This window comes from Streptomyces sp. F63 (assembly GCF_018070345.1).
GTDB lineage: Bacteria > Actinomycetota > Actinomycetes > Streptomycetales > Streptomycetaceae > Streptomyces.
The window spans coordinates 228,037-248,854 of record NZ_JAGPXX010000006.1 but is presented as its reverse complement, the minus strand read 5'-3'; the positions used below and the strand labels follow the sequence as shown (position 1 = coordinate 248,854).

General features: G+C 75.4%; 16 protein-coding genes, 1 pseudogene and 1 riboswitch. Of the genes and pseudogenes, 10 read left to right on the top strand and 7 right to left on the bottom strand.

The genetic code is table 11. The annotated features are described in order from the left end of the window. Positions 1-219 precede the first annotated feature (219 nt). Positions 220-1,014, top strand: a complete 795-nt coding sequence (locus tag KBZ10_RS09615; protein WP_210987086.1) for an inositol monophosphatase family protein — start codon at positions 220-222, stop codon at positions 1,012-1,014. Between the two features lie 191 nt (positions 1,015-1,205). Here KBZ10_RS09615 and KBZ10_RS09610 read toward each other — a convergent pair whose 3' ends face one another. Further along, positions 1,206-1,793: a TetR/AcrR family transcriptional regulator gene (locus tag KBZ10_RS09610; RefSeq protein ID WP_210987085.1), complete on the bottom strand. Its 588-nt coding sequence runs from the start codon at positions 1,791-1,793 to the stop codon at positions 1,206-1,208. A 226-nt stretch (positions 1,794-2,019) separates the two neighbouring features. Between KBZ10_RS09610 and KBZ10_RS09605 the strand changes: the two genes are divergently transcribed. The 5 genes and pseudogenes from KBZ10_RS09605 to KBZ10_RS09585 all read left to right on the top strand — a co-directional run bounded on the left by KBZ10_RS09605 (position 2,020) and on the right by KBZ10_RS09585 (position 9,116). Next, positions 2,020-3,039, top strand: coding sequence for an aldo/keto reductase (locus tag KBZ10_RS09605; RefSeq protein WP_210987084.1), 1,020 nt, complete (start codon positions 2,020-2,022; stop codon positions 3,037-3,039). 446 nt (positions 3,040-3,485) lie between these two features. Further along, positions 3,486-4,331, top strand: coding sequence for an LLM class flavin-dependent oxidoreductase (locus KBZ10_RS09600; protein WP_247702072.1), 846 nt, complete (start codon positions 3,486-3,488; stop codon positions 4,329-4,331). A 447-nt stretch (positions 4,332-4,778) separates the two neighbouring features. Then, on the top strand, positions 4,779-5,363 hold the full coding sequence (locus KBZ10_RS09595; RefSeq protein ID WP_210987083.1) for a GNAT family N-acetyltransferase: 585 nt from the start codon (positions 4,779-4,781) through the stop codon (positions 5,361-5,363). A gap of 186 nt (positions 5,364-5,549) precedes the next feature. Further along, a pseudogene (locus KBZ10_RS09590) lies at positions 5,550-6,847 on the top strand (serine hydrolase domain-containing protein). Positions 6,848-7,211: 364 nt separating this feature from the next. Then, entirely contained in the window at positions 7,212-9,116 is a 1,905-nt protein-coding gene (locus KBZ10_RS09585) for an SMI1/KNR4 family protein (protein ID WP_210987081.1), read from the top strand. Here KBZ10_RS09585 and KBZ10_RS30505 read toward each other — a convergent pair. The 3 genes from KBZ10_RS30505 to KBZ10_RS09570 all read right to left on the bottom strand — a co-directional run bounded on the left by KBZ10_RS30505 (position 9,086) and on the right by KBZ10_RS09570 (position 11,115). Next, complete coding sequence (locus KBZ10_RS30505; RefSeq protein ID WP_374223327.1) at positions 9,086-9,616, bottom strand: hypothetical protein; 531 nt, start codon at positions 9,614-9,616, stop codon at positions 9,086-9,088. The two genes, KBZ10_RS09585 and KBZ10_RS30505, sit on opposite strands and share 31 nt — an antisense overlap. A 39-nt stretch (positions 9,617-9,655) precedes the next feature. Then, positions 9,656-10,066 carry a VOC family protein gene (locus KBZ10_RS09575; RefSeq protein WP_210987080.1) on the bottom strand — a complete coding sequence of 137 codons (411 nt, stop codon included), beginning with the start codon at positions 10,064-10,066 and terminating at the stop codon, positions 9,656-9,658. A 131-nt stretch (positions 10,067-10,197) separates the two neighbouring features. Beyond that, on the bottom strand, positions 10,198-11,115 hold the full coding sequence (locus KBZ10_RS09570) for a hypothetical protein (protein ID WP_210987079.1): 918 nt from the start codon (positions 11,113-11,115) through the stop codon (positions 10,198-10,200). Positions 11,116-11,315: 200 nt separating this feature from the next. Between KBZ10_RS09570 and KBZ10_RS09565 the strand changes: the two genes are divergently transcribed. Continuing rightward, entirely contained in the window at positions 11,316-11,822 is a 507-nt protein-coding gene (locus KBZ10_RS09565) for a M23 family metallopeptidase (RefSeq protein ID WP_210987078.1), read from the top strand. Beyond that, complete coding sequence (locus KBZ10_RS09560) at positions 11,822-12,439, top strand: hypothetical protein (RefSeq protein ID WP_210987077.1); 618 nt, start codon at positions 11,822-11,824, stop codon at positions 12,437-12,439. The genes KBZ10_RS09565 and KBZ10_RS09560 overlap by 1 nt, the downstream gene beginning before the upstream one ends. A gap of 1,136 nt (positions 12,440-13,575) precedes the next feature. Here the strand turns inward: KBZ10_RS09560 and KBZ10_RS09555 are convergent. Further along, on the bottom strand, positions 13,576-14,322 hold the full coding sequence (locus tag KBZ10_RS09555) for a cobalt-precorrin-6A reductase (protein WP_210987076.1): 747 nt from the start codon (positions 14,320-14,322) through the stop codon (positions 13,576-13,578). Between the two features lie 146 nt (positions 14,323-14,468). Between KBZ10_RS09555 and KBZ10_RS09550 the strand changes: the two genes are divergently transcribed. Further along, a complete protein-coding gene (locus tag KBZ10_RS09550; protein ID WP_247702070.1) occupies positions 14,469-15,830 on the top strand; it encodes a cobalt-precorrin-5B (C(1))-methyltransferase in 1,362 nt (453 codons plus the stop codon). A 275-nt stretch (positions 15,831-16,105) separates the two neighbouring features. Here KBZ10_RS09550 and cobM read toward each other — a convergent pair whose 3' ends face one another. Continuing rightward, positions 16,106-16,942: a precorrin-4 C(11)-methyltransferase gene (gene cobM, locus KBZ10_RS09545; RefSeq protein ID WP_210987075.1), complete on the bottom strand. Its 837-nt coding sequence runs from the start codon at positions 16,940-16,942 to the stop codon at positions 16,106-16,108. 148 nt (positions 16,943-17,090) lie between these two features. Further along, the gene (gene cbiE, locus KBZ10_RS09540) at positions 17,091-18,482 is read right to left on the bottom strand and encodes a precorrin-6y C5,15-methyltransferase (decarboxylating) subunit CbiE (protein ID WP_210987074.1); all 1,392 of its coding nucleotides are present in this window, start codon (positions 18,480-18,482) and stop codon (positions 17,091-17,093) included. A 55-nt stretch (positions 18,483-18,537) separates the two neighbouring features. After that, positions 18,538-18,663: riboswitch (cobalamin riboswitch) on the bottom strand. Between the two features lie 490 nt (positions 18,664-19,153). On the opposite strand from cbiE, the gene KBZ10_RS09535 reads away from it, so the two are divergent. Further along, positions 19,154-20,818 carry an ATP-binding protein gene (locus tag KBZ10_RS09535; protein ID WP_210987073.1) on the top strand — a complete coding sequence of 555 codons (1,665 nt, stop codon included), beginning with the start codon at positions 19,154-19,156 and terminating at the stop codon, positions 20,816-20,818.

The following is a 20,818-nucleotide window of genomic DNA, read 5'->3' as shown; positions in this document are numbered from 1 at the left end:
CGAGGCGGATCCGGCGAGATCCCGGCCGGGGCCGGCCGCCCGGCCGGGCCTTCTCCCCCGCCCCGCACGGCCCGGGACCGGGTCCGGCCGCCCGGACCGGTACGTTGGCCTCCGAACCGGCCGTGCCCCCGCTCCCCGGAGTCGCCGGCGACACCGGGGAGCGGGGCGAGGCGGCCGGAGCGCACAGCCCGTACTCCGGTGGAAAGGCCCTGGACCGACGTGAACGAGCACCACGACCTGCTGACTGTCGCCGAGGAAGCCGTCGAGGCGGGAGTCGCATGGCTAGGGCGGGCCGGAGACGAGTGGTCCGAGAAGAGATTCAAGGAGTCCGGCGAGGAGGTCACGGACGCCGACGTCGAGGTCGAACGACGGGTGACCCGCGTCCTGCGCGAGCGGACCCCGGACATCCCCGTCATCGGCGAGGAGTCCGCCGAGGCGGGCCCGCTCCCGGACCGCTGCTGGCTGCTGGACCCCATCGACGGCACGATGAACTACACCCGGGGCGCGCCGCTGCACGCCGTCTCCCTCGCCTACGCGGAGGCCGGGACCCCGTCCGTGGGCGTGCTGCACGCCCCGGCCCTGCACCGCCGCTGGACCGTCGGGCCGGAGAGCGGCCCGTCCACGGAGCCGTCCGGGGTGCGCGAGGTCGCCCGGGCCATCGTCTCCGTCACGGGCACCGGCTCGCCCCGGTCCCGCTCCGGCACCTTCCTCTCCGGCCTACTGGGCGGGGTGGCGTACCGGGTGCGGATGCACGGCTGCATGAGCCTGGACCTGGCGGCGGTGGCCGAGGGCTGGCTCGACGCCTGCGTCTGCTTCGGCCCGGCCCCCTGGGACGTGGCCGCGGGCGTCGCGCTGCTCCGCCGGAACGGCGTGGCCGTCCTGGGCGCGGAGGGCCGCGACTTCGTCTTCGGCTCCCCGATCCTGGCGGCCGGGCACCCGGACCTGGCGAAGGAGCTGGTCGGACTCTGGGAGTCCCTCCCGGCGAACAACGGCGCGGGAACGGAGCGGTCCTGAGGCGGCTCGCGGGGCACGTCCGTTGAGAGCCTTCGGCTCGTGCCCCGGGGCCCCTTCCGCCGTACGCGGGGGCGGCCTCGGGGACCGGCCGGGCCGGGCGGGGCCGGGCGGGGCAGGACGCGGGGCAGGACGGGGAGGAGCGGAGCGGCCGGGGGCGGCCCGCACCGGCCGCCCGGCCGCCCGGCCGGCCGTCACCGCGGCTTGCGCAGTCCCGCGATGAGGAGTCCGACCATGCGGCGCGCGTCGTAGCGGGGATCGTCGGCGCCCACACAGAGATTGCCGACGCCACGCATGAGTTCAAGGGCCCGCACGTCGGACCGGATCTCCCCGGAGGCGGCCGCGGCGTCGAGCAGTTCGGTGCACACGGGCACGAGGCGGTCCAGGAAGTAGGCGTGCAGCGCCTCGAAGCCGGTGTTGTCGGACCGCAGCACGGCCGCGAGACCGTGCTTGGTGACGAGGAAGTCGACGAAGAGGTCGATCCAGCGCCCCAGTGCGGCATAGGGGGTCGGGCTGTTCACCAGGAGGGCCGGCCCGGCCTCGGCGCAGGCCTCCACCTGGTGCCGGAAGACGGCGATGATGAGGTCCGCCCGTTTCGGGAAGTGCCGGTAGATCGTGCCCACCCCGACGCCTGCCTCCGCCGCGATGTCGCGTACCGGCGCCTGCACGCCCGAGCTGACGAAGACCGCGGCGGCCGCGTCGAGCAACGCCTCCCGGTTGCGCCGGGCGTCCGCCCGCCGGGGCCGGTCCGCAGGCCCCGCGCACTCGCCACTTCCGTTCATCGCGCCGCTCCTCTCCCCTCACGCTTGCCAAAGCGGAACCGAGTTCCGTATCGTCTCTTCCGGAACGGGGTTCCGCTTTGTGCATCATGCCAGAGCCGGGGCCCGGCCACCAAGCCATGCCATGCGCTGCGCCGCCCGCACCGCCCGCACCGCGCAGCCGCGCCACTCCCGCGCTCCATCCGCGCCTCATGCGCGATGACGCGATCACTCACTGAGGAGACAGCCCATGCAGTACCGCACCCTGGGCCGCACCGGCGTCCAGGTCAGCACCCTCGCACTCGGCGCCATGAACTTCGGCGCGATCGGGCGCACCACCCAGGACGAGGCCACCGCCATCGTCGACGCCGCCCTGGAGGCGGGGATCAACCTCATCGACACCGCCGACATGTACGGCCGGGGCGAGTCGGAGGAGATGGTCGGCAAGGCCATCGCCGGCCGCCGCGACGACATCGTGCTGGCCACCAAGGCCGCCATGCCGATGAGCGAGGAGCGCAACCACCGGGGCAGCTCGCGCCGCTGGCTGGTCACCGCGCTGGACGACAGCCTGCGCCGCCTCGGCGTCGACCACGTCGACCTCTACCAGATCCACCGGTGGGACCCGGACACCAGCGACGAGGAGACCCTGTCGGCGCTGACCGACCTCCAACGCGCCGGAAAAATCCGCTACTTCGGTTCCTCGACCTTCCCCGCCCACCGCATCGTCGAGGCCCAGTGGGCCGCCCACGAGCACCGCCTGAGCCGGTACGTCACCGAACAGCCGAGCTACTCGATCCTGCAGCGCGGCATCGAGACCCACGTCCTGCCCGTGACGGAGCGGTACGGGCTCGGGGTGCTGGTGTGGAGCCCGCTGGCGTCCGGCTGGCTGTCGGGCGCGGTCCGCGCGGGCCGGGAGATCACGACCAGCCGCGCGGCGTTCATGCCGGAACGCTTCGACACGAGCCTCCCCGTCAACCGGGCCCGCCTCGACGCCGTCGAACAGCTCGCGAAGGTCGCCGACGGGGCCGGCCTGACGATGATCCAGCTCGCCCTCGGCTTCGTGACCGCACACCCGGCCGTGACCAGCGCGCTCATCGGCCCACGCACCCTGGACCATCTGCACGCGCAGACCACCGCGGCCGGCACCGTGCTCTCCGCCGACGTCCTCGACGCGATCGACGCCATCGTCGCTCCCGGCACGGACCTCGCCCCGCACGAGAAGTTCGACACCCCGCCCTCCCTGCTGGACGCCTCGCTGCGGCGCCGCTGACCGTCTGCGGGAACCGGCCGCCCCTCCCCCCGTCCCGGTCCCCGGCGCACCACACGGGTGCCGGCGAGCAGGTGATACCCCGCCGGCTCACCGGCACCCGCCGGGGCTGCCCAGGAGACCGGGGCCGGGGGACGGCCCGGGTGCGGCCCAGGTGCCGGGGTGGCCCGGACGGCCGGGGCACCCGGAGCGGCCGGGGCGGAGGAGGCGGAGGAGGCGGACAAGGCCGTCCGGGCGGCGGTTCGTCACGCCGGACGCCGCGCTCTCGGCCAACCCGGCCCGTGGCGCGTCACCCCGTCCTCTCCTTCCGCCCCGTCCCTTCCCTCCCCATCCCAACTGCCCTTCGCCAGGCGCCCGTCCGGCGCTGCGGCCGTCGAAAGGACCCCAGCCCCATGCCACACCCACCACCGCACACGCCACCACACACTCCCCGGCCCAGCTTCGGGATCATGACCGCTCCCATGCAGGTCGGCTACCACGACGTCCTGCGGGTCTGGCGCGAGGCGGACACGATCCCGCGGATCGAGCACGCCTGGCTGTTCGACCACCTCATGCCGATCGGCGGCGACCCGGACGGACCGGCCTACGAGGGCTGGACGCTGCTCGCGGCCCTGGCCGCCCGGACGGAACGCCTGCGGCTCGGCGTCATGGTGACCAGCAACCGGTTCCGGCCCCCCGCGATGCTGGCCAAGATCGCCACGACCGTCGACATCGTCTCCGGCGGACGTCTCGACTTCGGCATCGGCGTCGGCTCCCGCCCCGACCACCCCCTGGCCCGGCGGGAGTACACGGCCCACGGCCTGCCCTTCCACGACACGGCGCACGCCGTCGGAAGTCTCGCCGAAGCCTGCACGGTGATCCGCCGGCTCTGGACCGAGGAGAAACCGTTCGACTTCCACGGCACCCACCACCAGCTCACCGGAGCGTTCGGCAACCCCAAGCCCGTCCAGCGCCCGCACCCGCCGATCCTCATCGGCGGCCGCTCCTCCGCGACCCTGCGCATCGCCGCCGAGCACGCCGACCTGTGGAACATCCCCGGCGGCGGCATCGACGACGCCGTCAACCGCAGCGCCCTGCTGGACCGCTACTGCGCCGAGCTCGGCCGCGATCCCGCGTCCATCACCCGCTCGATCCATCTGGCCGTCGACTACGACCGGCCGGAGACCACGCGGGACGCGATCGCGGAGGCGACCGACGCCGGTTTCCGGCACATCGTCCTCGGACTGCCGGCCCCCTTCCCCGCCGGTGTCGCACGGTGGACCGCCGACGAACTCATCGGCGCGTCGGCCCGGTAGCCACCCGCCTGCTGCTCCGCACCGACGGCCGCGCCGAAGACGCCTGTTTCCCCGCGTTGGCCGTGGCGGGATGGCGTCCCCGGCCGGCGTCGTGTAGGGGGAGCCCGGGCCGCGAGTGTCGGCTGCCGTGGGGTAGACCGGTCCCATGACGCGTGATGATCTGCCTGGCGGAGAACGGGAACCGGTGGCCCTGGCGCCCTACCGGCTCGTCCGGCCGGCCCTTTGGGCCGAAGCCACGCCCCAGGAAGAGGCGAAACTCACCGCATGCCTTCGCAAGGCACTCGCGCCTCACGGCACGGTGATTGTGCATGCTCGGGGGCCGTTCCACCGCACCCCGGAGATGCTGCACTTTGACGTCGACCTCACGCCACACGGATCCGCGCCCGACTGCCTACCTGCGAAAATGCCGTGGCACCCCGGAACGGCCCTCCCCTGGGGTCCGGCAGCATGAACGACGTTCCGCGCCACTCCGTCCGCCCCATCCGTGCCGAAGAGTGGCCCGAGGTGAAGGAGTTGCGGCTCCTGGCGCTGAAGGACCCGGCTGCTCCGATCGCCTTCCTCGACACGTACGAGCAGGCGGCCGCGAAGCCGGACTCCTTCTGGCAGGAACGGGCCAGGGGATCGGCGGCCGGCGGAACGCGGGTGCGCCAGTTCGTGGCCGAGGACGGCCGGGACGGAGCCTGGACCGGCACGGTGACGGTGCTGATCGAGGACGCGGGGGGCGTCGACCCGTTCGGCACGGCCGTCGAGCGGCGCCAGGCGCACATTGTCGGCGTCTTCGTGCGCCCCGAACACCGCGGCAGCGGTGTGATCGACGCGCTCTTCGAGGCGGCCGTCGGATGGGCGTGGTCGGTCGAGGACGTGACAAGGGCGCGGCTGTACGTCCACCAGGACAACGCGCGGGCCGAACGCTTCTACCGCCGGTACGGATTCGCCCCCTCCGGGGTGACCGCGCCCGTGAAGGGCGACCCCGCCAAGGTGGAGCGCGAACTGGTTCTCGACAGGCCCGGGGCTGTGTCCGACGTCTCCTGAGCGCGCCGGAGGGGCGGGCGGCCGCGCCGAGCGTGCCGCGAGGGCGTTGGCCGGCCCGTGGAGAGCCACGCCGGACGCCGGGTTCGCGGCACTGCGCCGCCGATCATCCGCGAGAAGGATGTGAGGCCGCGCCCGGGCCCATGAGGATTGCTCCGACACCCGTTCGACACTGGGGAAGGAACAACCTTGCGCATCACCCGACTCGCCGGAATCATCCTCGGCGCCACGCTGCTGACAGCCACCGCGGCGCCGGCGGCCTAAAAAAAGCCGAAACCGCCTCGCCGGCGGCCGAGCCCCTGGACCGCGGCGCTCTGCGCACCACGCTGGGCGCCGTTCACGAAGCGGGCATGTACGGCAGCTACTCCTCCGTCCGCGAGGGGGCGGAGCGGTGGACCGGCGCGTCCGGGATCGCCGACGTGCACACCGGGCGCCCTGTCAGGCCCGGCATGCGCCACCGAGTGGGCAGCATCAGCAAGACGTTCACCGCCGTAGCGGTGCTCCAGCAGGTGGAACGCGGCCGGATCCGGCTCGACGCGTCCATCGGCGAGTACCTCCCGGACCTGGTCCCCGGGGAGCGGGGCCGCGACGTGACCGTGCGGATGCTCCTCAACCACACCAGCGGCATCGGCGACTACGTCCTGGGCGCCTTCCCGTCCCTCGCCGTCAACTCCGCCGAAAGCCTCGACGAAGGACGCTTCCGTTCCATCCGGCCGGAAGAGCTGGTGCGGCTCGGTCTGGAGGCACCCGCCACGGGACGGCCCGGCAAGCAGCCGGGATCGTACTCCAACACCAACTACGTGATCGCCGGCCTGCTCCTGGAGAAGGTCACCGGCCAGGACGCGGGGACGTACATCACCCGCCATGTCATCGACCGGGCCGGGCTGCGCGCCACCTCCTACCCCCGCACCCCGTACATCAAGGGCCCGCACTCCCGGATGTACGAGTCGTTCCACGGCCTGATCGACCCGCCTCGCGACTACAGCGTCTACGACATGTCCTGGGCGTCCACCGCGGGCGCGGTCATCTCGACGACCGACGACCTGAACCGCTTCTACCGCGCCCTGCTGACGGGCGGGTTGCTCGGACCCGCCGCCCTGGACGAGATGCTGCGCACGGTCCCCGTCGCGGCCGGCCCCGCCCGCATCGACTACGGCCTCGGCATCTATGTGCTCGACCTGCCCGGTTGCGGCCGCTTCTGGGGCCACGACGGGGCGGTCTTCGGCGCCGGCACGATCGCCCTGTCCAGCCGCGACGGCGAGCGCCAGTTCGCCCTGGGCCTGAACCTCATGAAGTACCAGCGCCTCAACGAGGACGGGACCGCCCTGGAGCCGAGCCCGATCGACGAGGCCATCAACGGGCACCTCGCCGAGGCACTCTGCCGGACCCCGGAGTCCCGTGAAGCGGCCGCCGACGCCCGGCAGTTGCTTCCCCGGGGACTGCCCGGCACGGACCTCTCCTCCGGCGAGTGGGCCATCCGCGGCTGAGACCGGGCCCGTCCACGCCGGACGCGCCGGCGGAGCCCTTCGCGGGACCTCACGCCGGGCCTGGAGTGGAGTACGGCGGAAGCGGTGTGATCGACGCGCTCTTCGAGACGGCCGCCGCGTGGGCATGCCGGGTCGCGATGGGTGACGGCCGCGGCGAGCGCGCCGCGGAAGCGTATCCTCCGGTTGTCCGCCGGTCGTCCCATTGCCCCGCTGGCTGTGGCCCGGCTGCGGTTCGCGGTGACTCGTGCAGCAGAGTGGGTCCCATGCCCGCCTACAAGAAGATGCCGTTCCACCTGGAGACCGGCGGAGGGGGTGTCCGGGGACGGGCCGGTGCATTGTCGGTGCCGGGTGACACCATCCGGGCATGAGCGACGAGTCTTTCACTTGGCGGGCCTTCCTGGGACGTTGGCAGGAGGAGTGGGTTCCGCGCGGCGACGGGGACGAGGACGAGGACGGTGAGCGGACCGCCGCGGGCCCGGGCCGGCCCGGGGCGGACGAGGCGGTGATCGCCGCGGCCGAGAAACGGCTGGGGCGGCGGCTGCCTCCCTCGTACCGGGAGTTCCTGGCCGTGAGCGACGGGTGGCACGTGGACGAGACGGCCGGGGTCTATCAGCTCGGCGGCGCCGCCGACATCGACTGGTTCCGGGATCCGTACGACATGACTCCGCTGTACGAGGAGAATCTGGGCGACGACCCGCGCGAGGAGGACGTCCTGCTGGCCGGCATGTGGCGACGGGCCCTCCGGCTGGAGACGGACTCCGACATGTCGCACGCCCTGCTCGACCCGGGCGACACCGGCCGGGACGGCGAGTGGGCGCTCTACCTCTACAAGGGCTGGGGCGGTGAACTCCCCGACCGTTACCCGTCGTTCCGTGCCTACATGGAGGCCATGTACCGCGGTTTCCACAGCGATCGGGCCGAGAGTCCCGACTTCGTGAACGCGACCACGCGCGCCCAGGACGCCCGCGTGGAGGACGCCCGCCTGCGGGCCCTGCGCGGACGGTACGAGGAGGCACTGCCTCTCCTCGAAGAGGCGCGGTCCTTCGGACGGCCGCGGAGCGCCGTCCTGCTGAACCAGATCCGGCAGCTGCTGGACCCGCACAGCCCCCGGGGCTACGGCGGCCTGGTCGCCGACCCGCGCTACCTGCCCGAGATCCTGCCCGTGGAGGCCATGACTCCGTCACGCGGCGCATGGCGGCCGGGCGGGGACGACCACTGGCTCGGGATGATGGCCGCCCGCGGGGCCGCCCGGCGGACCGCCGAGGCCGTACTGGGCGCACTGCGGGACGGCACCCACCGCTACGCGCCTTCCGGTCCGTGGGGACGGGCCGTCGCCGAGGCCCAAGAGTCGGCCGTCCGGGGCGCGACCGACACCGCGTGGCGGATGCTGCGGGAGGCGCTGCCCCTGTGGGAGACGCCCGGACCCTCGCTGATCGCCCCGGTCGGCCTGCTCGCCGATCCGGTCCTCGGTCCGCTGATCACCCCGGAGCGCGGACGGGAGATCCTCGCGACACCGCGGTCGGGGGAGACGGGGCCCGCTCCCGGTCCGGTGACCGCTCTCGACCCGCCCGGGCTTGCGTGGCTGACAGAGCCCGCCGCGAACCGGCAGCCGCGCGACGGATACCGCTGCGTCTGGGCCGAGGGAGTCGACCCCGCTCGCCTGCCCGCCCTGATCGGCGAGGAAGGCGCCGAACTGAGCCCGCCCGTGGACCCGCGCGAGGCGTCCCGGCGGGCACCGCGGCCCCACGAGCGGGAGGGCGTGGAACTCTGGGAGGACCGGCCCGTGGTCGCCGCCGGCCGCACCGCCGAGGGGTGGGCGTTCGCCTTCGACGGCCACTCGCTCGCCCACCTGGGGGAGCTGTTCCTGTCGCCCGCCCCGGCCGCCTCCGCGTCCGGCCGCGCGGTGGTGGTGTGGCGCGACCCGGGGAGCACGTCCCCGGGCGGCCGCCCGGCCGCGTTCCACCTGTCGGTGGCCGAACAGGGCGCGGAACTCTACGCGTTCACCGTACGGGGCACGGAGATCCAGCGCTCCGGCGCGATACCCGGCGCCCTGGACCCGGCCCGGCTCTTCCGTCCGGAGGACACCGGACTCGACCGTGAACGGCGGTTGCTGGAAGCCCTGCACAGCGAGATCGGGCTCTCGCTCCCCCGCTTCGCGCTGACCCGGGGCAGGCTCCGCACCTTCACCACCCGCTCGTGGACCCGGGCGCCCCACGCGGACGAGGGGTTCGCCTACGCCTACTTCGGCTCCCGGCGGCAGCGGCCCTGACCGGGCAGGTCCGCCGAGGACGTTGCGGTGCTCGTAGTCCGTGGCGCCGTCCGGGTCGTCGTAGCAGGTGTCCTCGCCCACGACGATGTGCGGTGAGGTGACCAGCGGGTTGAGGAACACCACGCGGTCGTGGGCGGGCACCGGGTGAACGGTGGTCGGGATCCCTCACGGATGATGTGTTCCACGATCCTGAACGCTTCGCCGATCGGCACGGTGTCCTCGTTGGGGTACACGTCGTACTGCCCGTTGGCGAGGACGAAGCCCTTACTCGATCCGTGGGCTCCCGGGTCCACAGCGTGCTCGCCGGGATCGTCCTCCCCATCGAGGAGCACCGCCATCGCCCGATCGGCGTTCGTCACGAGGCCCAGAGACCGGCCGGACGAACTGGTCAGCCACGTTTCGAGCTGCCCCGTGCCGATCCTGGCCCGAAGAGTTTCCAGCACCACCTCGGACGACACCGGGGTGGTGCTGCCGTCATCGATCACCCAGGCATCGATCACGGGCATGACCATCTCGCGGACGGATCCAAGAGGCAGTGCCTAGTCGCGCTCGGGCCAGACGGGGCCCTGATCGGTCCAGACGACACCCTTGTTGCGGCAGAGGCAGAAGGGGTGGCCGATGGGGTCGGTGTAGACGCGGAAGCCGTAGCCGTCGGGCCCGACGCAGTCCCGCTGCAGGGCCGCTCCGAGGGCCAGGACGCGGCGCTGTTCGGCCTCGATGTCGTCGACCTCGAAGTCGAGGTGGAACTGCTTGGGGTGCTCGCCGTCGGGCCACTGCGGGGCGCGGTAGTCCGCCACCCGGATGAAGGCCAGTTCGATCTCGCCGAGCCGGATACCGGCCCAGTTCTCGTTACTGTCCTCCTTGACCGGGAGACCCGTCACCTCGGAGTAGAAGGCTGCCAGCTTCATCGTGTCCGGGCAGTCGATGATGAAGTCGGTTAGTCGTAGCATCCCGCGATCTTGCCACGAGATCGAATGAGCCGGACAGTGAAAAAAATGGGCCCCGGTCCTGGCCGATCGGGGGGGTTGAGCCGGTGGGGCCCGGCCCCGCGCTCGGGGACCGTCCGGACGAACTCGCCGAGTCAGCTGAGGCCCGGCAAACCGGCGGCGCTGCCACAAGGGCGGGCGGCGGGGTTCGGGGCCACGGCCGGGAGGGGCGCGGGCGGCAGCGGCGTGCCCCAGGTGGCGTGCAGGGAGGCGATTACGGCCTCGGCCAGCCGCTCACCGGCCTTCGCCGTACGGGACTTGAGGCGTTCGGGTTCGCGCATGCCGAAGGCGCGGATGTGCGGGTCGAACGGCACGCCGAGCACGGCGGAAACCATCGGCCGGAGCATCCTGGACGCGGCCCGTACCGCCGCCGGGGCCCGCCCCTCCCCCGTGCCGACGAAGACGACGATCGCGCGCTGGAGCGGCAGCCCCGCGGCGGAGAACGCCATCACCGCCGTCTGCAGCACCCGGACGCCCGGCCCGGTGGCCGCTGCGCACAGCACCGGCACCGCGCAGGGCAGCGCGCACCAGCCGGCCGACAGCCCGGGGTGGCCCGCGCGGCGGGCGGCGACGGTGTCGTGCCCGGCGGGGTGGACGGTGTCGGTGACGACGGCCTGCCATCCCCCGGCGGCGGCGAGCTGGTACCAGGCGGCCGGTTCCGCCGGCAGGGGCAGCAGCGGGCCGCTCCATTCCTGGTGGTCCGTCAGGACGTGCCAGCCCCGGCCGGGCGGAGATGCGCAGCGGGAGGCGGCGGCGAGCAACTGCCCGCGCGTGAACGGCTGGTCGGGCGGTACGGCGGCCAGGCCCGTGCCCGCCTCCACGGCCCAGGACGGCCAGGGCGAGGTGAGCCGCGGCGCGGTGTCCAGGACGGCGGTGGAGCCCCGGGCGGCCAGGGCGCCGGCGAGCAGCGCGGCGGTCGTCGACCGGCCGCTGCCGCCGACCGCGCCCATCACCGGTACGACGATCCGGGCGTCACGGGGCAGCGGGGCGGGAGCGTGGGGTCTTCTTGGCACGGTGTCCCCCGAAAGTGCGGGTGCGGAGCGGCTTGGCCTTCGCCGCGGGAGCCGACGGCGCGCGACAGTCTAGTGTCGCTGCGTAGCGGTACACATGCGTTGCGTGACTCACGAGCCGGAGAGCCGCCGCCCGGCCGCGGACGCGTGACGGAGGCGACCGGTGACCACGGCGGCGCGTCAGCACCGTGCGGAGGGGGCGGATGGACGTCAAGCGCGGGGCGGCGCTCTGCCCGGCCTCGGCCGCCGTGCCCCGCACTCCCACGCTCGCCCTGGTGTTCCTGCTCGCGGCCTTCGGCGACGAGGAGGAGCCGGCTCTCGTCGCGGCCGGCGCCCCGAAGATCCGGCTGGGCGGGGGGCCGGCCGCGTACGCGGGGCTGCTCCAGGAGGCCGCCGCGCGCTGCCCCGAGGGTCCGCCGGCCGCGGTACCGGCGGCGCAGCCGCTGCAGGAGTCCGGTTTCCGGGCCGGCCCGTACGGCCGCGCGGCCGTCATCCGCCCCCCGGACGGCATGCACAGTCAGTACGCGCACCGGTCACGGCTGGACGTGCGCCCGGGGCAGACCGTCGACGGGGGGCGGCGGATCGTCCGGACGGGTTCCACGGGCAACTCCTCCGGACCGCACCTGCGCTTCGAGATCCGCACCGCCCCGGAGTACGGCTCCGATGTCGAACCGATCCCCTACCCGCACAGCCATGGACTGGAGGTCTGATGCCGGACACCCTTCACACCGAGCGGGACGCGGAGGCGGCCTCGCCGGAACCGCACGACCCCGCGTTCCTCCCCTGGGGCACCGTCACCCCGCACTTCTGGGATACCGGCGGCGCCCGGCCGGGGGCACCGGAGCCGGAGCCCGGTGGCGCCCCCGCGTCCGCCGGAACCGCCGTCCCCGCGGCCGGGCCCGCAGCCACCGCCGTCCCCGAATCCGTACGGAACCAACTCGCCGCCATCACGGCCGCCGCGGAACGCGGAGACCTGGCCGCGGCCGAGGAGCGCGCCGAGGCGCTGGACGACGAGATCACCCGCGCACACGGGGAGGTCCACCCCCACACCATCCACATCCGCGAGGTCCGCGCCCACCTGGCCCACCTCGCCGGCGACCCGGGCGCCGCCACCCGCTGGTATCTCCACGTCACCGGCCTGTACCTGGTGACGGCGGGCGCCGCCGACCCGCAGACCCGTCTCTCCGCCAAGCGCGCCTACGCCCTGTGGCGCTCCATCAAGGAGGCAGCGGTCCAGGAGGAGACCCGCGAGCCGGTCGCCGCGATGCTGGCCGACGTCCTGGGCCCGAGCAGCACCCCACCGCCCCGAACTCGGGGTCCGGCATGACCAGCGGTCTCGCTGTCGCCCATGAAGGACGGTCCCTGCCAGGAAGCCGGGACGGGTACAGGCCCCAGCTTGCAGGAGAACCGCGTCACCCAGGCGAAGTTCGCCTGCGTCAACTGCGCCCCTGGCGCTCCGGATCCACAGCCGCGAAGAGCAAGTCGCCTTCTCGGACCGCCCTCAACCACGACACAGGTGCGACCCGGCCTCCCGCATCCCTTGCCCCTGGCAAGGGTCTCGTCGTTGCGGTGGAAGTTCTTTCTTTCCGGTGCCGGAAAATCTCCGGGCGATAAGCCCCCAGAAGTGTGCGGTGCGGACCTCCGCCGACGGCCCTCGCGGTCTCCGGGAGGACCGGGCCTGCCTCGTCCGAAGGTGTGCGGCTGTCGTCGGCTGCCGCAGAGGGTGGGGCAGGTCGACCAGGAGGAGGTCGTCACGGCGGTCCGCCAAGTCGGCCAGGTCGCGGTGGAAGCCGTGCAGTGCGTACAGGGCCGGCGTGGTGGCAGTGGTGTCGTACTCCCGGGACGCCGGCGGGCAGGAGCCCGGGCCCCCTCGCCGGACGGGCGCGGGGCGCGTGCCGTGGAGGGCCTGCGTGCGGCGTCCCCCCGCGGGGGCGGAAGGCAGCTCACCGGGCGGAAGACGCGAGTACGGGGCGTGAGAAAGTGAACCCCACGGGCCCGTTTCCGTGCGCCCGGACAGGACGCCGGAGGCGGGTCGTGCCGGCCGGAAGGGAAGACGGGAAGGTGTGCGCCACATACGTGCGGAGCACGGACGGCAAGGGCTCCGGACCCCGGACCCGCAAGGGCGGGGCGCCGGGACCATCGGGGTCTTCGCCGGCCATCGCAGCCACCTCCTCCAGGGCCGCGGGACCGTCTTCATCACCTCCGGTGCCGTGCCGCGCGACCGGCGCCGCCACCACCGGCGGGGGCGGAAACCCGGGGCCGGCCGGGCCACCCGGGCGCCGCAGGACCTGCCGTCCGCCGATGTCGCGCACGCCGGCGCGGACGGGCTCGCGGCCCCGCACCGGCACTGGTGTACCGGTACCCGTACGGGGCAGGGGACCGGGCGGTCCGGTGGCCGTGCGGTCCGGTGGCCGTGCGGGGCGGGAGGACCGGCGACGGGTGCCCGCCGCGGGGCGGTTCCGCTCACCCCGCACGGCCCCGCAGCCAGGCGACGGCCCCCGCCACATCCCGCACGGCCGGCACGCCCTCCGGAAGCTCCGGGCGCCGTACGACGACCACCGGCAGACCGGCCTGCCGGGCCGCCGTCAGCTTGGCGGCGGTGGCCCCGGACCCGCTGTCCTTGGTCACCAGCACGTCGACGGCGTACCGGCGCAGCAGTTCCGTCTCCCCCTCCACCGTGAACGGCCCCCGGGCCAGCAGGACTTCGGTGCGGGGCGGGAACGGCGGCTGCGGGGGGTCCACGGACCGCACCAGGAACCACAGCCCGGTGAGGTCCGCGAAGGCGGCGAGCCCCGTGCGCCCGGTCGTCAGGAACACCCGTTCCCCGAGGGCCGGGAGCAGCCCGGCGGCCTCCGCCAGAGAGGCGACCGGGTGCCAGTCGTCGCCCGGTCGGGCCGTCCAGCCGGGCCGGCGCAGGGCGAGCAGGGGGACACGGGTCGCGGCGGTGGCCAGGGCCGCGTTGCGGCTGATGGTGTCCGCGAAGGGATGTGTGGCGTCGATGAGGGCGTCCACCCGGTGTTCGCGCAGCCACCGGGCCAGGCCCTCCGGGCCCCCGAAACCGCCGACGCGGACCTCGCCGGCGGGCAGCCGCGGCCGGGCCACCCGCCCGGCCAGCGAGCTGGTGACCCGCAGCCCCGGATCGGCGGCCAGCTCCGCGGCGAGCCGCCGCGCCTCCCCGGTGCCGCCGAGGATCAGCACATGGCCTCGCATCCGTCCCCTCCCGGCTTCCGCGCTCCGTACGCCCGGCGCCGCGTACGGCGCCGGGACATCATCTCCCGGCGCCCTCCCGCCGGTTCCGGCCGGGTACGGCCGCCGGCCCCCGACTCCGCCCACCGACCCACAGCACGGAGCACCGCATGACCGCCCCTGAACCGCCCCGCGTCACCGGAGCCGCCGGCCCCGAGGCCGAGGCCGAGGCCGGTGCCGACGGCACCGCGGATCCCGCGGCCGCCGGAACCGGACCCGCGGAGCCCCGGGGCGCCCATGGGCCCGGAGCCGCCCAGGGCCGCGCGGAGGGCCCCGGGAGCGGCGCGGCCGTCCCGGGCGCCGGGGACTCCGGCGGCACCGCCGCGCACGCCTCCGGCGGCCGCGCGGCGCAGCTCGCACGGACCGGTCTGCGCCCCGGCTGGACCACCGGCGCCTGTGCGACCGCGGCCGCCACCGCCGCGTACACCGCGCTGCTCACCGGCCGCTTCCCGGACCCGGTGACCATCACCCTGCCCCGGGGGCAGACCCCGGCGTTCGCCCTCGCCACCGAGGAGTTGCGGCCGGCGGAGGGCCGGGCGGTCGCCGGTGTCGTCAAGGACGCCGGCGACGATCCGGACGTCACGCACGGGGCGCTGGTCCGTGCGGCGGTGCGCCTTCTGCCGCCGGGCAGCGGGGTCGTCTTCCGGGCCGGGCCGGGCGTCGGTACGGTCACCCGGCCCGGGCTGCCGCTGGCCGTCGGGGAACCGGCCGTCAATCCCGTCCCCCGGCGGATGATGCGCGAGCACATCGCCGGGGTCGCGGCGCGGCACGGCGGTTCGGGGGACGTGGAGGTCGAACTGTCCGTCGACCGGGGGGAGGAGATCGCCCGCTCCACCTGGAACCCGCGGCTCGGCATTCTGGGCGGCCTGTCGATCCTGGGGACGACCGGCGTCGTGGTGCCCTACTCGTGCTCCGCGTGGATCGACAGCATCCGGCGCGGCGTCGACGTCGCGCGGGCGGCCGGGCGCACCCATGTGGCGGGCTGTACCGGCTCGACCTCCGAGCGGACCGCGGTGGCGGAGCACGGCCTGCCCGAGGACGCGCTGCTGGACATGGGCGACTTCGCGGGGGCCGTGCTCAAGTACCTGCGGCGCCACCCGGTACCCCGCCTGACCGTCGCGGGGGGTTTCGCCAAGCTGTCGAAGCTGGCCGCCGGCCACCTGGACCTGCACTCGGGCCGCTCACAGGTCGACAAGGGCTTCCTCGCGGACCTCGCCCGCCGGGGCGGCGCGGACGAGGAACTGGCCGCGGCCGTGGCCGGGGCCAACACCGGGCTGGACGCGCTCCAGCGCTGCGCGGCGCGCGGTGTGCCGCTGGGCGATCTGGTGGCGGAGGCGGCCCGCGGGACGGCGCTCGGGGTGCTGCGCGGCGCACCGGTCGTCGTGGACGTGCTGTGCGTCGACCGCTCCGGGGCGGTCGTCGGCCGCGCGGCCCCGGCGGGGCCGTCCGGCGCCCGCCGCCCGGAGCGCTGACCCGCCGCGCCGCCGCGCGGACGCGCGTGCCGGGCGCGTGGACGGTGCGCGCCCGGGCCGGCCGGGCACGGCTCCGGTCCGCTGGTGCCGCATCAGGCAACGTTGGCTCGTTGAGGAGCGTCGTCCGGTGTGTGCTCCCGGCGAGCCGGCCGGGAGTCCTCGTACCGGATCGCGCGGAGGCTTTCGGCCGGTGCGGCGAGTGGGGGCGCCTCCTGCTCGAAGAGCTCGGGGGAGTGCCGGGCGTCGCGACGGGGTGAACGTGGCCTGATGCGGCATCAGCTCCCGCCCGCCGTGAGCGGGGCGCCGTCCGGGGCGCCCTCCGCGGCGGCGTCCGCGGCGGCGTCCGCGGCGGCGTCCAAGGCGGCGGTTCCGCACCGGTCGCGCTCCGGCGAGTACAGGTGGCTGTCCGGGCACGGCTCCGCGCCCCGGGCGCGGCCGACCATGATGACCGCCGTGCGCGTCACCCCCGCCGCCCTGACCTGTCCGGCGATTCCGCCCAGCGGGCCCCGGAGCACCAGTTCCTCCGGGCGGCTCGCCATCGCCACCACCGCGGCGGGGCAGTCGGCTCCGTAGTGCGGCAGCAGTTCGGCGACGACGCGGTCCGCGTACCGGGCGGCCAGGTGGAGCACGAGCAGCGCCCGGCTGCGTCCCAGGGTGGCCAGGTCCTCGCCGTCCGGCATCGGGGTGGCCTGCTGGGCGACGCGGGTGAGGATCACCGTCTGGCCGACGGCCGGCACGGTCAGCTCACGTCCGAGCGCCGCGGCGGCCGCCGCGAACGCCGGTACGCCGGGCACCACTTCGTACGGCACCCCGGCCGCGTCCAGCCGTCGCATCTGCTCCGCGACCGCGCTGAACACCGAGGGGTCGCCGGAGTGCAGCCGGGCCACGTCGTGGCCGGCGCGGTGGGCGGTCACCAACTCGTCCGTGATCCGGTCCAGGTCGAGCCGGGCCGTGTCCACGAGCCGCGCGCCGGGCGGGCACGCGGCGAGCAGGTCGCGCGGCACCAGGCTGCCCGCGTACAGGCACACGGCGCAGGCCGCGAGCAGCCGCTGTCCGCGTACCGTGATCAGATCGGCGGCGCCCGGTCCGGCGCCGATGAAGTACACCGTCATCGTTCTGCTCCTCGCTCCGGTCTCTCGGCCGCCGCGCGCCCTGCCGGCGCCTGCCCCGCGGGCGCGTCTCCCGCGGGCGCGTGTCCCGGGGCGCCCGCACCGGTGGTGTCCGGCCGTCCGTGCGCTGCCGGGATCCGGTCCGTCCGCCTCATTCCGCCGGTGCCCGTTCACCCGGTCCCGGTCCGTCCGGCTCCCGGTCGCCCGGTCCCCGCTCTCCCGGTTTGGCCACCGCCCACTGGGTGACCGGCATCGCCTGCCGCCAGCCGGTGAACGCCCCGACGGGGGCGGCGTGGGAGACCGCGATCCGCACCAGCTCACCGCCGTGCCGCCGGTGCCACTCCCCGAGCAGCGCCTCGGACTCCAGCGTCACCGTGTTGGCGACCAGCCGGCCTCCGGCGGGCAGTGCCGCCCAGCATGCCTCCAGCAGTCCCGGGGTGGTGAGCCCGCCGCCGACGAACACCGCGTCGGGCGGCCCGAGTCCGGCGCCCCGTCCGGGCTGCCGTCCGTCCGGAAGGCCGTCCGCGAGGCCGTCCGCGGGCGCTTCCGCGAGCCCTTCCAGGGCCTCCGGTGCCGTCCCGGTCACCACCCGCAGCGCGGGCACACCCAGCCGCTCCGCGTTCCGCCGGATGCGTGCGGCCCGCACCGGGTCGCGCTCCACGCTCACCGCGCGGCAGCCGCGCCCGGCGCGCATCCACTCCACGGCGACGCTGCCGGAGCCGCCTCCGACATCCCACAGCAGTTCACCCGGCGACGGGGCCAGCGCGGCGAGCGCGGCCGCCCGCACATGGCGTTTGGTGAGCTGCCCGTCGTGCTCGTAGGCCGCGTCCGGGAGGCCCGGTACGGCGGACAGCCGGTGGCCGCCCGGAGCGGGCCGGCACTCGACGGCGACGACGTTCAGCGGATCGCCGGGCGGATGCGGCCAGCCGGCCGCGGTGCCCTCGAACCGGCGTTCCCGCGCGCCGGCGCCCAGTTGTTCGAGCACGGTCATCCGGCTCGGCCCGTAGCCGCGGTCGCGCAGCAGGGCCGCCACCTCGGCCGGGGTGCCGGCGCCCGCGCTCAGGACGAGCAGCCGGCGCCGCGCGTGCAGGGCGGCCGCCAGCGCCGCGGCGGGCCGGCCCACCAGGCTGACGACCTCGGTGTCCTCCACTGCCCACCCCAGCCGGGCACAGGCGTACGCGACCGAGGAGGCGTGGGGCAGCACCCGCAGCCGCTCCGCGCCGACCGCCCGGGCCAGGGTGCGCCCGATGCCGTGGAACATCGGGTCGCCGCTGGCCAGCACGGCCACCCGGCGACCGGCGTGCTCGGCGAGCAGCCGGGGCACGGCGGGGCGCAGCGGTGACGGCCAGGGCACCCGCCGGGCCGTGCAGCCGGGCGGCAGCAGGGCGAGCTGGCGGGGGCCGCCGATGACGGTCCCGGCGCGGCGCAGCGCTTCCCGGGCGTCCGCGCCGAGCCCGTCCCAGCCGTCGGCGCCGATGCCGACCACGGTGACGGTGTCCGGCGCCCGGCCCGCGCGGGGGCGCGGTGCCTCGTCGTCGCTCATGGCGAACCTCCTCCTGGGGTGTCCTCGCCCCGGGTGCGGCCGATCGGCGACGGGCCAGTCTCCTGGCTGCCGGATCGGCGCTCGCCCCGGCCTTCCGGCCCGCGGGGGCCGTGGCTCGGTGGGGGTCCGCTCCCCGGTCACAGTGGCGGGACCGCGCCGGATTCGCACCGGCTTCCTGGTTCCCGTCGCCTCGTTGGGGAGCATCCTCCCGCATCGGTGCGTGCGGGTGTGCGACGCCCTCCGCCATCCTGTGCGAAACCCGTTCTGAGCTGCGATAATTTAAAATGCATGGCCAATACATGGGTCTATGCTCCGTCCCGTGGACCCGAGACTCCCGCCCTTCCGGCGCCCCCTGCCCTGCCCGCTCCCCGGCCGCGGGCGCTCCCGGCAGCCGGGCCGGGCCTGCCCGGCGTACCCCTCGAATCGATGTGCCCGGTGCCGGACGGGGCCGAACGAGCCCATGGCGACGGCACCGGCCGGTAGAAAGAGGGCCCCGGAGCGCCGTCCGGCGGCTCCGGGCCCGGCCGCCCGCGGCACGGCGGCGCCCGGACGGCGCGGCGGCCCCGCGGCCGGACGTCCGGTCCGCCGCCCGCCGGCGGATCTCATACCGGGGCTCCCGCCCCGCGTGCGGGGCTCCGCCGTCCGCCGTCCGTCCCTTCCCAAGGTGTGCCATGGTTCGACCCTCGATCGCTTCGTCCACATTCCGCCGCCGCTTCGTCCGCCCGGTCGCGATGCTCCTGGCCGCTGTCGCCGTCACGGACCCGTGGGCGCTGGGCGGGGTGGGCGCCGGCTGGGCCGTGGCCTGCCACGTCCTCACCGCTGCTCTGCTGGTCGCTCTGTTCGAGCGGCTGCAGAGCACGCTGCGCTCCTGCGAGCGGGAGACCCTGGCGGCCCGGGAGGAGGCGGCCCGGCACGACGCCGAATGGCGTGAGTTCTGCGCCCGTCAGGACGCGCGGGGGGAGGAAACGGTCCGGCACCTGGCCGACGTCCGGCTCCCCGCCGCCCTGGCCGGCGAGCCGGTTCCCGCCGCGCACCCCGCCGAGAACCACCCCGGGACGGCCCGGGAGTACGACCGGGTCCTGGCGGCGGCCGCCGCCGCGGTACGGACCGTCCGCGAGCGGGAGGAGTCGCTGCGCCTCGTGGTCGTCGCCCTCGCCCGGCGGGTGCAGGCGTCCTCGCACCGCATCCAGGAGGAGATGGCCGCCCTGGAGGCCCGCCACTCCGCCCACCCGGACGTCCTGGAGGCGAGCATGCGCGGTGACCACGCCGCCGCGCAGCAGGCCCGGATCGCGCAGAGTCTCGCCGTGCTGTGCGGCGAGTGGCCGGGGCAGCAGTGGCAGAAGCCGCACGCGCTGGTGGACGTGGTCCGCGCCGGGGCGTCGCGGATCGTGTCGTACCAGCGCGTCCGGGTCTCCGGCGACCAGGACATCGCGGCGGTGGCGAGCGTCGTGGAGCCCCTCGTGCACGTCGTGGCGGAGCTCCTCGCCAACGCCACCCAGTGCGCACCGCCGACCACCCATGTCGAGGTGACCGTCCGCACCGTCACCCGGGGGGCCGTCATCGAGATCGACGACGCCGGCCTCGGCATGGACGAGTACGCGCTCGAACAGGCCCGCGAGATCGCCGCCGGACGCCGGCTGCTGGGCTTCGCCGACCTCGGCGAGATCCCGCAGACGGGGCTCGCGGTCGTCGGGCGGTACGCCGAGCGGCACCGGCTCAAGGTCGACCTGCTGCCCTCGCCGTACGGCGGGGTGCGGGCGGTGGTCCTGGTGCCGGGAACCCTGCTGCAGACCCTGGAGCCGCCCGCCGTGCCCGCCTCCCGGCGTCCCTCCGCCGGCGAGACCGCGCACGCCGGTGCCGTGCCGGCCGGCGCGGCGGCGATGACCGGCGCCGTCCCCGTACCGCCGTCCGCCGCCGCCGGCGGCGGTGCGGGTCTGCCGCAACGGCGCTCCAGCCGCCACCGGGCCGCCGTCCCGCCCCTCTCCGAGCTCACCGGTACCGCGAAGCTGCCCCCTCCCCCGCCGCCGCCCTCCCCCGAGCGGGCCGGGGCCTGGATGGGCGCCCTCTTCGCGGGCAGCCGCGCGGGCGCCGCCCGGACACCGGCCCCGGACGGCGCGGAGGCCCCGGGGGAAGGGGCGGAAGCAGGCGAGGCGACGGAGACCGCGGGCCCCGGGGGGCCCGGACCGGAGCGGTCCGCCGCGGTCCCGGGAGGGCCGTGGCAGCGCGTCGGTGCCCGCGGCACGGGGGCGGCCCCCGGCCTGCCGGGCCGTGACGGCGGCCCCGGCGGGGACACCCATCCGCACCGCGACGACGATGACGCCGAAGGACAGAAGTGA

Bases quoted from the DNA above. Each gene is read 5' to 3' on its own strand.
- KBZ10_RS09610 (WP_210987085.1), bottom strand. From the start codon at position 1,793: ATGAACGGAAGTGGCGAGTGCGCGGGGCCTGCGGACCGGCCCCGGCGG.
- KBZ10_RS09605 (WP_210987084.1), top strand. From the start codon at position 2,020: ATGCAGTACCGCACCCTGGGCCGCACCGGCGTCCAGGTCAGCACCCTC.
- KBZ10_RS09600 (WP_247702072.1), top strand. From the start codon at position 3,486: ATGACCGCTCCCATGCAGGTCGGCTACCACGACGTCCTGCGGGTCTGG.
- KBZ10_RS09595 (WP_210987083.1), top strand. From the start codon at position 4,779: ATGAACGACGTTCCGCGCCACTCCGTCCGCCCCATCCGTGCCGAAGAG.
- KBZ10_RS09585 (WP_210987081.1), top strand. From the start codon at position 7,212: ATGAGCGACGAGTCTTTCACTTGGCGGGCCTTCCTGGGACGTTGGCAG.
- KBZ10_RS09575 (WP_210987080.1), bottom strand. From the start codon at position 10,066: ATGCTACGACTAACCGACTTCATCATCGACTGCCCGGACACGATGAAG.
- KBZ10_RS09565 (WP_210987078.1), top strand. From the start codon at position 11,316: ATGGACGTCAAGCGCGGGGCGGCGCTCTGCCCGGCCTCGGCCGCCGTG.
- KBZ10_RS09560 (WP_210987077.1), top strand. From the start codon at position 11,822: ATGCCGGACACCCTTCACACCGAGCGGGACGCGGAGGCGGCCTCGCCG.
- KBZ10_RS09555 (WP_210987076.1), bottom strand. From the start codon at position 14,322: ATGCGAGGCCATGTGCTGATCCTCGGCGGCACCGGGGAGGCGCGGCGG.
- KBZ10_RS09550 (WP_247702070.1), top strand. From the start codon at position 14,469: ATGACCGCCCCTGAACCGCCCCGCGTCACCGGAGCCGCCGGCCCCGAG.
- cobM (WP_210987075.1), bottom strand. From the start codon at position 16,942: ATGACGGTGTACTTCATCGGCGCCGGACCGGGCGCCGCCGATCTGATC.
- cbiE (WP_210987074.1), bottom strand. From the start codon at position 18,482: ATGAGCGACGACGAGGCACCGCGCCCCCGCGCGGGCCGGGCGCCGGAC.
- KBZ10_RS09535 (WP_210987073.1), top strand. From the start codon at position 19,154: ATGGTTCGACCCTCGATCGCTTCGTCCACATTCCGCCGCCGCTTCGTC.